Here is a 13,080-nt window from a genome sequence, read left to right on the forward strand (position 1 = left end):
GAGTTGAAATCATGGCCCCAAGCGCCATGACCCGTGGTAATCAGTGGACGAAATCCCTTTCCGACGCCCAGCCGGTCCCGTACTGGCTGGACGATCCCGGCAGACCCCACCCCGAGCCCGCGCTCACCGGCGCCGAGACCTGCGACCTGCTCGTCGTCGGCGGCGGCTACAGCGGACTGTGGACCGCGCTGATCGCCAAGGAGCGCGACCCCGGGCGGGACGTCGTCCTGGTGGAGGGCCGCGAGGTGGGCTGGGCCGCCTCGGGCCGCAACGGAGGCTTCTGCGCCGCCTCCCTCACCCACGGTCTGTCCAACGGGCTCACCCGCTGGCCGGACGAGATCGGGAAACTGGAGGAGCTGGGCGCCCGCAACCTCGACGAGATCGAGGCGGCCGTCGCCCGCTACTCCCTCGACTGCGACTTCGAGCGCAGCGGTGAGATCGACGTCGCCACCGAGCCGCACCAGGCGGCCGAACTGCGCGAGTGGCACCAGGAGCTGGAGCGCCGGGGCTTCGCCGACGGCATCGAGTTCCTCGACGCCGGGGCCGTCCGGGAACAGGTCGACTCCCCGACCTTCCTGGCCGGACTGCACGACCGCCGCGGGGTCGCCCTGCTCCACCCGGCCAAGCTGGCCTGGGGCCTCAAGCGCGCGTGCGTGGAACTCGGGGTGCGGGTGTACGAGCACACGCCCGCCCTCGACCTGAAGCCGTCCGGCGCGGGCATGGCCGTCCGCACCCCGTACGGCTCGGTCCGCGCCCGCCGGGTGGCCCTCGGCACCAACATCTTCCCGAACCTGGTCAAGCGCGTCCGGTCGTACACCGTCCCGGTCTACGACTACGCGCTGATGACCGAACCGCTCACCGCCGACCAGCTCGCCTCCGTCGGCTGGAAGAACCGCCAGGGGCTCGGCGACTCGGCCAACCAGTTCCACTACTTCCGGCTGTCCGCCGACAACCGCGTCCTGTGGGGCGGCTACGACGCGATCTACCCGTACGGCGGCCGGGTGCGCGCCGAGTACGACGACCGTCCCGAGACGTACGCCAAGCTCGCCGAGCACTTCTTCACCTGCTTCCCGCAGCTGGAGGGCGTCCGCTTCTCACACGCCTGGGGCGGCGCGATCGACACCTGCTCCCGGTTCTCGGCGTTCTTCGGCAGCGCCCACCGGGGCAAGGTCGCCTACGCGGCCGGCTACACGGGCCTCGGTGTGGGCGCCACCCGGTTCGGCGCGGAGGTGATGCTCGACCTGCTGGCGGGGGAGCGCACGGAACGCACCGAGCTGGAGATGGTCCGCAGGAAGCCGCTGCCGTTCCCGCCCGAGCCGTTCGCCTGGACCGGCATCGCGCTCACCAAGTGGTCGCTGGCCCGGGCGGACACCCACGGCGGCCGGCGCAACCTCTGGCTGAGGACGATGGACAAGCTGGGCCTGGGCTTCGACAGCTAGGTCCTGCCGTCGCCTTCCCGTCGTCGCCCGCGGGGCAGGCGGGAAGGGGACGACAGGGCCTGGGACTCCGGCACGCGTCCGGTCCGCTGCGGGAGCGACGTGCGCGCGTCCGGCTCCGGCGGCGTGATCCGGTTCACGGCCGACCGATCGCCGGAACCCGCGTAATGCCCGGCCCGAACCTCCCTCTCCCCTGTGACGCGATCGGCGTCGACACGAGAGGGAGGTTCCGTCATGACAGGGCCCAAGGCGGCGGTCGACTGGCTGGCATCCGTGGCTCCGGACCCCGAGGCCTGTCGCCGGCAGTGGGAGCGCAATCCCCGCGGGATCGCGCTGCTGCCCGCGGGAAGGGCCTGGGACGTCCTCATCCTGCCCGCCCGGCTCGGCTATCCGACGCTCGACGTGCTCACCCGGGTGATCGACCAACCAGGGCCGGTGCTCGTCGACTTCGGCGACGCGCGGATGGGATTCCTCGTGCCCCCGGGCACCGCGGCCCGGTGGCTCGGCACCGGGGTGCGCACGGCCGGCCACGGCACCTGGATCGTCGTGCCGTACCCGGGACGGTCGACCGGCGGGGTCCGCTGGCTGGTCCCGCCGGACGGCTCGGGCACGCTCACGGACCCGGCCCTGCTCGAACTGGCCATGCACGAGGCCGCGGCGGGCCTCGCCCGGAACGAGGACCGGCGGCCGTGAGAGGGCCGTGCCCGATCGCCGTCCGAAAGCCCGGCGCCTGTCAGAGGTCTTGACAAGCGAATTGGTCTGGACCAAGTTGGGCGCGCTCCACCCTCCAATTCCCCCATGCCCGGAGGCAGTCGTGAACCGGACCGGACCCGACAGACCATCCACGCCGCGTCGACGGCGGCTTCTCGCCGCGTGCGCGGCCACCGCCCTGGCCGTACCCGGCCTCGTCGCGCTCTCGTCGTCCGCCCGGGCGGCCGACGCGGACCTCGCCAGGAACGGCGGGTTCGAGTCGGGCCTCGACGGCTGGACCTGCACGGCGGGCGCCACGGTCGACTCGCCGGTCCGAAGCGGAGGTTCAGCGCTGAAGGCGACCCCGGCCGGCAGCGACAACGCGCAGTGCTCGCAGACCGTGACGGTGAAACCCGACGCGCAGTACACCCTCTCCGGCCACGTCCGCGGCGCCTACGTCTACCTCGGCGCGACCGGCACCGGGACGACCGACGTCAGCACCTGGACCCCGTCCGCGGCCGACTGGCAGCAGCTGAGCACCACCTTCCGCACCGGCGCCACCACCACGAAGGTGACGATCTACACCCACGGCTGGTACGGCACCGGCGCCTACTACGCCGACGACCTGTCGCTGACCGGACCCGGCGTCGACGCGGGACAGCCGCCCGCCGCGCCCACCGGACTCAGGACCGGCACGGTCACCTCCTCGACGGTCGGCCTGTCCTGGACGGCGGTCGGCGGCGCGACCGGCTACGCCGTCTACCGTGACGGAGCGAAGGTGCAGACGGCCACAGGAACCTCGGCGACCGTGAGCGGCCTGTCCCCCTCCACCGCGTACTCCTTCCAGGTCGCGGCGACGAACGACGCGGGCGAGTCCGCGAGATCGGCGACGGTGACCGCGACCACGCCGGCGGGCCCGGGCGGTGGCGGCGGTTCCTCGGACCTCCCCACCCACGCCCTCGTCGGCTACCTCCACGCGAGCTTCGCCAACGGCGCGGGCTACACCCGCATGGCCGACGTGCCCGACAGCTGGGACGTCATCGACCTGGCCTTCGGCGAGCCGACGTCCACCACCTCGGGCGACATCCGCTTCACCCGCTGCCCGGTCACCGAGTGCCCCACGGCGGAGAGCGACGCCGACTTCAAGGCCGCGATCAAGGCCAAGCAGGCGGCCGGCAAGAAGGTGCTGATCTCGATCGGCGGCCAGAACGGCCAGGTCCAGCTCACCACCGCGGCCGCCCGCGACACCTTCGTCTCCTCGGTCTCGAAGATCATCGACACCTACGGCCTGGACGGCCTGGACATCGACTTCGAGGGCCACTCGCTCTCCCTGGACGCGAGCGACACCGACTTCAAGAGCCCGACCACCCCGGTGGTCGTCAACCTCATCTCGGCGCTGAAGACCCTGAAGGCCAAGTACGGCTCGAAGTTCGTCCTGAGCATGGCCCCCGAGACGTTCTTCGTCCAGCTCGGCTACCAGTACTACGGCACCGGCAAGTGGGGCGGCCAGGACCCGCGCGCCGGCGCCTACCTCCCCGTGATCCACGCCCTGCGCGACGACCTGACCCTGCTGCACGTCCAGGACTACAACTCCGGCTCGATCATGGGCCTCGACAACCAGTACCACTCCATGGGCGGCGCCGACTTCCACGTCGCGATGACCGACATGCTGCTGACCGGCTTCCCGGTGGCGGGCGACGCGGGCAACGTCTTCCCGCCCCTGCGCCCCGACCAGATCGCCATCGGCATGCCCGCCACCACCAACGCCGGCAACGGGTACGTCTCCCCGTCCGAGGTGGACAAGGCCCTCGACTGCCTCACCAAGAAGGCCGGCTGCGGTTCGTACGCGCCGCACGGAACCTGGCCGGGCCTGCGCGGACTGATGACGTGGTCGGTCAACTGGGACCGGTTCGGCGGGTGGGAGTTCTCGCGGAACTTCGACGCGTACTTCGGCTGAGGAAGAGCCACAGGAAACCCAGCAGCGCCGCGCAGAGGCACCAGCTGGCCGCCACGTCCAGGGGCCAGTGGTAGCCGCGCCGGACCAGGCCGTAGGCCACGCACGCGTTCACGGTCAGGCAGACGGACCACACCAGACGGCGGGTGATCGCGGTGCGCAGCAGGGGGAGGAGGAGCAGCGCCGCGGCACCGTACGCGACGACGGCGGTGGCGGTGTGTCCCGAAGGGTAGAAGCCGGTGCCGGGCCCCATGACCGGGGGGCCCGGGCGGGCCACGAGTTCCTTCAGCGGCACGACCAGCGCGGGGACGAGGGCCATCAGGACCGCCGCGGCCGCCGACGGCAGCCACCACCGGTCCAGACCCGCGGCGCGCCGGTGCCACGCGACGTACCCCAGCGCCACGGCGAGGACCGGAACGGCCACCTGGACCCCGCCCAGGTCGGCGAGCAGTTCGGAGAACCGGTCGGGGTGGACGAGCGTGCCGCTCAGCCGTTCGTCCAGGCCCGCCAGTGGGCCGCCCGTCACGACCTGCCAGGTGATGAGCAGGAAGCCGAGGGCGAGCAGGCCGAGCAGGAGAGGCATGGGGACAGCCTGTCACTACGGGTCTGCCGAGCGGGCGGGGGCCGCGTCCGGTGTCGCGCGGGGCGGCCGCGAGCGCCGGGCGGACCGCGGCACGCGTCGCGTGTCGTCTCCGAGCCCGAGCCGCACGCGTGCGGAACAGGAACGGACCCAGGACGGGCGAGGAGAGGAAAGGGAGAAGGTCGGCCGCCCCGGAACAGGGGGGGGTGGTTCCGAGGCGGCCGTCCGGATCGGAATGCCGCGCGCCCCGGGGGGTTTGGGGCGGGCGGCTGTCCGATCGGTGAGGAGAACCGGAGCCGGGGCTCCGGGTGTGTGCGCGAGGGCACGGCCAGGATCGAGACCAGGGAAGCCTCGGCCCGGTGTCGCCCACAGTCCCCTGTGGGCGAGGTGAATCGCTGATCTGGTCAGAACCTACGGCAGCGGGTGCGGCTCCGACAGACGGAATCGCGTCCCGTCATGCACCTCGCACACCTTCTTCACACGCCCCGACCGGGAACGCCGCGGCACCGGAACCGAACGGAATCCGTCCGTGGACGGTGTTCCGGGTTCCGGTGCCGCGGCGTCGCGGAGATCAGATGCGGGAGAAGGCCTGCTCGATGATGTCGAGGCCCTCGTTGAGAAGGTCGTCGCCGATGACCAGCGGCGGCAGGAAACGGAGCACGTTGCCGTAGGTGCCACAGGTCAGGACCAGCAGGCCCTCCTGGTGGCAGGTCTTGGCGAGCGCGCCGGCCGCCTCCGGGTTCGGCTCCTTGGTGGCCGCGTCCTTGACCAGCTCGATCGCGATCATGGCGCCACGCCCGCGGACCTCGCCGATGATGTCGAACTTCTCGGCCATGGCGCCGAGGCGGGTCTTCATGACCGACTCGATGTTCTTCGCCTTGGCGTTGAGGTCGAGCTCCTTCATCGTCTCGATCGCGCCGAGCGCACCGGCGCAGGCCACCGGGTTCCCGCCGTAGGTGCCGCCCAGACCGCCCGCGTGCGCGGCGTCCATGATCTCGGCGCGGCCCGTCACGGCGGCGAGCGGCAGACCGCCCGCGATGCCCTTGGCGGTCGTGATCAGGTCGGGGACGATGCCCTCGTCCTCACAGGCGAACCACTGGCCGGTACGGCAGAAGCCGGACTGGATCTCGTCCGCGACGAAGACGATGCCGTTGTCCTTGGCGAACTGGCTGATCGCCGGCAGGAAGCCCTTCGCGGGCTCGATGAAGCCGCCCTCGCCGAGCAGCGGCTCGATGATGATCGCGGCGACGTTGTCGGCGCCGATCTGCTTGTTGATCATGTCGATGGCCTGGGCGGAGGCCTCGGCGCCCGCGTTCTCCGGGCCGGTCAGCCAGCGGTAGCCGTAGGCGACCGGCACGCGGTAGACCTCGGGCGCGAACGGGCCGAAGCCGTTCTTGTACGGCATGTTCTTGGCGGTCAGCGCCATCGTCAGGTTCGTCCGGCCGTGGTAGCCGTGGTCGAACACGACGACCGCCTGGCGCTTGGTGTACGCGCGGGCGATCTTGACGGCGTTCTCGACGGCCTCGGCGCCCGAGTTGAACAGGGCGGACTTCTTGGCGTGGTCGCCCGGGGTCAGCTCGGCGAGCGCCTCGGCGACGGCGACGTAACCCTCGTACGGCGTGACCATGAAACAGGTGTGGGTGAAGTCCTGGAGCTGCGCGGAGGCGCGGCGCACGACGGCCTCGGCGCTCGCGCCGACCGACGTCACGGCGATGCCGGAGCCGAAGTCGATGAGGCGGTTGCCGTCGACGTCCTCGATGATCCCGCCGCCGGCGCGCGTGGTGAAGACAGGGAGCACCGACCCCACACCGGCCGCGACCACGGCGGTGCGCCGGGCCTGCAGCTCCTGCGACTTCGGGCCGGGGATGGCGGTGACGACGCGGCGCTCCTGCGGAAGTGCGGTCATGAGGGGCTCCCTGATGATCTTGCGAACCGGACGGTCCCCCGGCGACGCGGGGTGGTCCGGGCGGGGGTGTTTTCGGACGCTTGCCTTCTTTCTTCGCAGGCTAGAGCCGGGGGAGGGGGGTCGGCATGTTCCATGTGGGCGTTGTCGGGGGAATCCGTTGTCCGTGATGGACATAGAGGAGTCGGCGTCCGGTCGTCCGCTCCCGGGCGGGGAGCGGCCGCGTAAACGGTGAACTCGCCCCGCGGGGGCACTAGATTGACTCGCGGACGACGCACGGATCGGCTGGTCAGGGGGCAAGGGCGATGGACAGCGACGGGACCCAGGACGCGCGGGGCACACACGCCGGTCCGGTGCCGCGCCCGGCGGGGCCGCCGGACGGGGCCGCGGTACCGGACCTGCCGTCCGTGCCGCCCCGGCCCGCCCGGGCGCCCGGACCGCCGCCGCTGCCCGACGGGTCGGCGTTCGCCGCCTGGGTGCGCGCGCCCAGGCCGGAGGCGGCACCCGGGGTGTGGCGGTTCGGGCACCGGCCGCGGCCGGAGGAGGAACCGGAGCGGATCCCCGCCCGGCAGCTGCTGAGCGGGGCGGTGATCGCCTTCCTCGTGGGCTGGCTGATCTGGTCGCTGCTCTGGAACGGCTATCTGGGCGGCTGGTGGGTGCTGCCCCTGGAACTGTTCACCCCGGACTCCTGGCGGCACAGCGAGGACCGCCTCGGGAACGCGTTCCTCTGGTACGGCTACTACACGCTGATCGCCCTGATCATCATGATCGTCGTCGGCCGGCTGGGCCGATGGGGTGAGGTCTGGCGCCGCTACGGGCTTCCCGCGTGGCGGCGGGCCGCCCCCGTGGCCGAACGCCCGCCCGCCCCCGAGGACGACCCCGTCGAGTGGAACCAGCTCCGTGCCGCCGGTTCCGCCGACGCGGCCGACCGGCTCGCCGCGGAGGCCCGTTCCGGACTGATGCGCGACGTCGACCACGCCCGGATCGCGAGGGCCTGGCAGGGCGTGCGCAGCGGACGGCACAGCCTCGCCACCTTCACCGGGGCGGTGCTCAAGGACGGCTCCGCCGCTTGTCTGCACCCGTCCGGGGAACGCGATCTGCCCGGACGGCTCGCCCGCCACGACCTCGTCACCGGACAGGTGCGGCTCGGCACGACCGCCGACGACCCGCGCAATCCCTACGCCTACCGCGGCACCGGACTCGCGCTCGGCACCGATCTGCTGGGCACCTCGCTGCTCGCCGTCGGTCCCCCCGGATCGGGCAAGACCGGGGGCGTCGTGTGGCCGCTCGCCGAGTCGCTGTGCCTGCACGCCCTCGCGGGGCGGGCCGCGGTGGTCGTGGTGGGCGCGGCGGGCGCCGGGCTCGGACCCGTCGACGCCTACGACGTCGTCGTACGGATCGGGAATCCCGAGTCCGTGTACGACCTCGACCTGTACGGCGGGACCACCGACCCCGACGAGGCCGCGGCCGTACTCGCCGAGGCGCTCGTCGGTGATCTCGCAGACCCGCACCCGGGAGGCGACAGCCGGCGGTCCACCACCGTGCTCGCCCAGCTGCTGGGCCCCTTCCAGGCCGTCCACGGCAGGTTCCCGTCCGTGCCCGAACTGCGGCAGCTGCTCGACGGCACCCCCGGCCCCCTCGGCGCGCTCCGCAAGGGCCTCCAGGACACCGGGCACGCCTCCCTGCTGAGGGAACTCGACGCCCGCGAGCGGCAGTCGGGGCAGCCGGGCGATGTCGCGGGGGTCCTCTCCGACCGGGTCGCGCTGCTGGACCGGCCCGCGTTCGCCGGCTTCTTCGACACCTCGGGACAGTCGCGGCCCTTCTCGCTGCGCGCCCTCGACCATCCGGTGCGGGTCCGCATCGACCTGCCGGCCCGCGGTCACGCCGACGCCTCCCGGATCCTCGCGCGGCTGGTGCTCGCCCAGTTCACGGCGAGCGTCGCGGTGCGCGAGGACCGGTCGCTGTTCGCCTGCCTGGTCCTCGACGACGCGACCGGCGTCGTCACCCCCGAGGCGGTCCGGGGCATCCAGCGCCTGCGATCGGGGAACGCGGGCGCCGTCCTGACCCTGCGCACCCTCGACGACGCGCCCCGCCCGCTGCGCAGCCCCCTGCTCGGAGCCGTCGGATGCCGGATGGCGCTCTCCGGACTCACCCCCTGGGACGGGCAGGACTTCGCCGAGGTCTGGGGCAAGGAGTGGATCGAGGCCCGCGACGTCACCGACCGGCAGATCATCGCCGAGACCCCGGCGGGCAAGGCCGTGCACATGCTGCGCCGGGTGATCACCGGCAACGCCCCGACCGCCCGGGCGATCACCGTGCGCCAGGTCGAGCGGGAGCGCTGGTCCGCCTCGGAGCTGGCCCACGCGGTGCCGCCGGGCCACGCCGTGCTGTCGCTGACCAGCGTGAAGGGCGAGCACGCGCCGCCGCTGCTGGTGGATCTGCGGGACTGATCGGGCCTCCGGGCAGGCCTGATCACGGACTCCGGGAAGGACCGATCAGGGCCTTTGAGCGGGACGATCGAAGGCCGGTCCGCTGAGCTGGGCGTATGGGCATGAGGTCACGCGTCGACCGTACGGTGAGGCAGAATTGCCCCAGGCCGTTCATACGCGGCGGACAAAAGATCACAGAGATCACACAGACCTGAAGGCCTCATGCCCCCCACGCTCGCCTCGCTCGTGCACCACTCCGCGCTCAAGCTCACGGTGCGCGCGGGTGAGGACCGCCTGGACGTGCCCGTCCGCTGGGCGCACGTCAGCGAGCTCGCCGACCCCGTGCCGTACATGGAGGGCGGGGAACTGCTGCTGATCACCGCCCTCACACTGGACGCGGACGATCCCGACGTCATGCGGCGCTACGTGAAGCGGCTGGCCGGCGCCGGAGTGGTCGGCCTCGGCTTCGCGGTCGGGGTCAACTACGACGAGATCCCCAAAGCGCTCGTGGACGCGGCCGACGAGGAGGGGCTGCCGCTCCTCGAAGTGCCCCGGCGCACCCCGTTCCTCGCCATCAGCAAGGCCGTGTCCGCCGCCATCGCCGCGGACCAGTACCGGGCCGTCACCGCCGGGTTCGCCGCACAGCGCGAACTGACCAAGCAGGCACTGAACGACGGGCCCGAAGGACTGCTCGGCGCGCTCGCCGCACAGGTCGACGGCTGGGCGGCGCTCTACGACGCGTCCGGCGCCGTCGTCGCCACCGCCCCGGACTGGGCGGGGCGCCGGGCCGCCCGGCTCACCCCTGACGTGGAGCGGCTGCGGGAGCGGCCGGCGCCCGCGAGCGCGGTGGTGGGCGGCGAGGACCGCGTCGAACTGCACTCCCTCGGGACGGGGCGCAGGCCGCGCGCCGCGCTCGCCGTCGGGACCGCCGGAGCCCTCGGCACCGCCGAGCGCTACGCCGTGCACTCGGCGATCGCCCTGCTCACGCTCACCACCGAGCGGTCGCGGTCCCTGCACGCCGCCGAACAGCGGATCGGCGCGGCCGTGCTCGGGATGCTGCTCGCCGGGGAGTCCGACCACGCCCGGGCCGTCGCCGGGGACCTCTACGGCGAACTGCTCGACGCGCCCTTCCGGCTGATCATCGCCGAGTCGGTGTCCGCGTCGGCGGGGCGTGCGCAGGCCGACGGGCGGGCGCGCGTGGGCGCGGCCGCGCCCACGAAGCCCGCGGCCGCCGGGCCCGGCGCCGACGGCGATCCGCTGGGCGGTCTCGCCGAGCTGGTCGAATCCGCCGCCGCGCGCTCCGGGGAGGCGGTGCTGGCCGTGCCCGACGGGGAGCGGCTGGTGGTCCTCGCGGTGGACGGGGGCGCCGCGGTCACGGCCTGCGGGGACCACGCCGCGACACTGGAGGCGGCACGGACCGTTCCCCGCGAACAGCCCGCGGGGAAGGCCGGAGCCGCCGGGAACCCCGACGAACTCGTCGTCGGACTCTCGGCCCCCGCCGGCCCGATCGCCGCGCGCGCCGCCTACAAGCAGGCCGAACAGGCCCTGTCCGTCGCCCGACGGCGGGGCCGGTTCCTCGTCGAGCACGAGGAGCTGGCCGCCGGGTCGGTGCTGCCGCTGCTGGCGGACGACGCGGTACGGGCCTTCGCGGACGGTCTCCTGCGGGCCCTGCACGAACACGACGCCACCGGGCGCGGGGACCTGGTCGCCTCGCTGCGGGCGTGGCTGTCGCGCCACGGACAGTGGGACGCGGCGGCGGCCGACCTCGGGGTCCACCGGCACACGCTGCGCTACCGCATGCGCCGGGTCGAGGAGATCCTCGGACGCTCACTGGACGACCCGGACGTCCGGATGGAACTCTGGCTGGCCCTGAAGGCCACGAGCGCCCCCGGGGAATGAGCGGAGCGGCCCCGTCCGGGACGGGGACCTCCCTGATCCGGCACAGCTGATTCCAGGCCCGCCCGGCCCCGGACGCCCTGCCTTTCGGACGTGGCGCCGGCCTGTCCGGGTCCGGTTGCCCTGCCGGGCGCCCTGTCCCTCGGACGTGGCGCCGCCCTGCCCGGCCCGGGCCGTCTCGGCCCACCCCGTCCGCGCCGCACCGGCTCACCCCGTGCGCGCCGGGCCGCTTTGTCCGCGCCGCGTCGGCCCACCCCGTCCGCGCCGGCGTCCGGCAGTCCTGCCCGGCCCCCGCCGGGGACAACCCCATCCCGCCCTCGTGCGAGGGAAGCCCACCGCCGGTGGCACGGCACGCGGTGGTGCGATCAGGCCAAACCGGCGAAGCGCTCTCCCCGACTGCTACGCGTCGGACAAACCGTCGGTGGTGGCTCCGGCCCTACCGTGGACGCGAAAGCGCAGGACCACCAGAAACACCCCTGCGGACACCCCCACCATGGAAGGGCCGGGACTCGCACATGACTTCTACCCACGCCTTCTGGCTCGCCGGCCGCCAGGTCACCGGTGAGACCACGTTCGACGTCACCTCGCCGTGGGACGGCCGGATCGTCGGCCAGGTCAGCGTGCCGACCGAGGCGCAGGTGGAGGAGGCCGTGGCCGCGGCCCACGCCGTGCGGGACGAGTTCGCCGCCACCCCGGCCCACGTACGTGCCGCCGCCCTCGACCATGTCTCGCGCCGGCTGGCCGAGCGCACCGAGGAGATCGCGCAGCTCATCTCCGCCGAGAACGGCAAGCCGATCAAGTGGGCCCGGGGTGAGGTCGGCCGCGCGGTGTCCGTGTTCCGGTTCGCCGCGGAGGAGGCCCGCCGGTTCAACGGCGGCGAGGCGCAGCGCCTCGACACCGACGCGGGCGGCCAGGGCCGGCTCGCCCTCACGCGCCGCTTCCCCAAGGGCGTCGTCCTCGGGATCGCGCCCTTCAACTTCCCGCTGAACCTGTGCGCGCACAAGGTCGCCCCGGCCATCGCCGCGGGTGCCCCGATCATCCTCAAGCCGGCGCCCGCGACCCCGCTGTCCGGCCTGATCCTCGGCGACCTGCTGGCCGAGACCGACCTCCCGGCCGGTTCGTGGAGCATCCTGCCCGTCGCCAACGAGAAGATGCCCGCACTGGTCCAGGACGAGCGCCTCCCGGTCATCTCCTTCACCGGCTCCGAGACGGTCGGCTACGCGATCATGGACTCGGTGCCGCGCAAGCACTGCACCCTGGAACTCGGCGGCAACGGCGCGGCCGTCGTGCTCGGCGACTTCGCGAGCGACACGGACCTGGACTGGGCCGCCACCCGGATCGCGACCTTCTCCAACTACCAGGGCGGCCAGTCCTGCATCTCGGTGCAGCGCGTGATCGCGGACGCGTCGGTGTACGACCGGCTGCTGCCGCGCATCGTCGCCGCCGTCGAGGCCCAGGTCACCGGCGACCCGTCCGACGACCGTACGGACGTCGGCCCGCTGGTCAGCGAGGCCGCCGCCCAGCGCGTCGAGTCCTGGGTGGACGAGGCCGTCGAGGCCGGTGCCACGCTGCTCACCGGCGGCAAGCGGGACGGCGCCTCCTACGCGCCGACCGTTCTCGCCGACGTGCCGGCCGACGTCACGATCTCCTGCGAGGAGGTCTTCGGACCGGTCCTCACCGTGCAGCGGGTGGAGGGCGAGGCCGATGCCTTCGCCGCCGCCAACAACTCCAAGTACGGCTTGCAGACCGGTGTGTTCACGCACGACCTGCAGACCGCGTTCCGCGCCCACCGCGCGCTGGAGGTGGGCGGCGTCGTGATCGGCGACGTGCCCTCCTACCGTGCCGACCAGATGCCGTACGGCGGTGCCAAGCAGTCCGGCGTCGGCCGCGAGGGCGTCCGGTTCGCGATGGACGACTACACCTACGAGCGGGTGCTCGTGCTCACGGGTCTCGCCCTCTGACGCGGACCTCACCGAAGCCGACGGCCCGAGCCCGCTGTGCGGGGGCTCGGGCCGTCGGCGTGTCGGGACGCGACGGCGGTCCGCCAGGGCGTGACGGCGGGGGCGCCGGGACGCGACGTCCGGGACGTGGCCGTCGGGCCGTCGGGACGTGACCGAAAACGGCGGTCTAGTGACAATCGTTTTCAGATAAGGTCGGCGAGAAGGGGTCCGGCGCCGATGCCTTCCGGTGCC

General features: G+C 73.1%; 8 protein-coding genes. 6 read left to right on the forward strand and 2 right to left on the reverse strand.

The window, feature by feature from the left end:
* The first annotated feature begins 11 nt into the window (after positions 1-11).
* The 3 genes from ACFYW7_RS32700 (at position 12) to ACFYW7_RS32710 (ending at position 4,083) form a co-directional block, all read left to right on the forward strand.
* On the forward strand, positions 12-1,439 hold the full coding sequence (locus tag ACFYW7_RS32700; protein WP_389509020.1) for an NAD(P)/FAD-dependent oxidoreductase: 1,428 nt from the start codon (positions 12-14) through the stop codon (positions 1,437-1,439).
* A gap of 231 nt (positions 1,440-1,670) precedes the next feature.
* Complete coding sequence (locus ACFYW7_RS32705) at positions 1,671-2,129, forward strand: hypothetical protein (protein WP_389509022.1); 459 nt, start codon at positions 1,671-1,673, stop codon at positions 2,127-2,129.
* Between the two features lie 196 nt (positions 2,130-2,325).
* Positions 2,326-4,083, forward strand: a complete 1,758-nt coding sequence (locus ACFYW7_RS32710; RefSeq protein ID WP_389509150.1) for a chitinase — start codon at positions 2,326-2,328, stop codon at positions 4,081-4,083.
* Here ACFYW7_RS32710 and ACFYW7_RS32715 read toward each other — a convergent pair.
* Positions 4,022-4,663, reverse strand: a complete 642-nt coding sequence (locus tag ACFYW7_RS32715; RefSeq protein ID WP_389509024.1) for a phosphatase PAP2 family protein — start codon at positions 4,661-4,663, stop codon at positions 4,022-4,024. The genes ACFYW7_RS32710 and ACFYW7_RS32715 overlap by 62 nt on opposite strands.
* 568 nt (positions 4,664-5,231) lie before the next feature.
* On the reverse strand, positions 5,232-6,566 hold the full coding sequence (gabT, locus tag ACFYW7_RS32720; protein ID WP_389509026.1) for a 4-aminobutyrate--2-oxoglutarate transaminase: 1,335 nt from the start codon (positions 6,564-6,566) through the stop codon (positions 5,232-5,234).
* A 302-nt stretch (positions 6,567-6,868) separates the two neighbouring features.
* Here gabT and ACFYW7_RS32725 point away from each other — a divergent pair, with 302 nt between their 5' ends.
* The 3 genes from ACFYW7_RS32725 to ACFYW7_RS32735 all read left to right on the forward strand — a co-directional run bounded on the left by ACFYW7_RS32725 (position 6,869) and on the right by ACFYW7_RS32735 (position 12,849).
* Positions 6,869-9,013, forward strand: coding sequence for an ATP-binding protein (locus tag ACFYW7_RS32725; protein WP_389509028.1), 2,145 nt, complete (start codon positions 6,869-6,871; stop codon positions 9,011-9,013).
* Positions 9,014-9,214: 201 nt separating this feature from the next.
* Positions 9,215-10,891, forward strand: coding sequence for a PucR family transcriptional regulator (locus ACFYW7_RS32730; protein WP_389509030.1), 1,677 nt, complete (start codon positions 9,215-9,217; stop codon positions 10,889-10,891).
* A gap of 512 nt (positions 10,892-11,403) precedes the next feature.
* Positions 11,404-12,849, forward strand: coding sequence for an aldehyde dehydrogenase family protein (locus tag ACFYW7_RS32735; RefSeq protein WP_389509031.1), 1,446 nt, complete (start codon positions 11,404-11,406; stop codon positions 12,847-12,849).
* Positions 12,850-13,080 lie beyond the last annotated feature (231 nt).

The organism is Streptomyces sp. NPDC002580 (genome assembly GCF_042889485.1).
Taxonomy (GTDB): domain Bacteria; phylum Actinomycetota; class Actinomycetes; order Streptomycetales; family Streptomycetaceae; genus Streptomyces.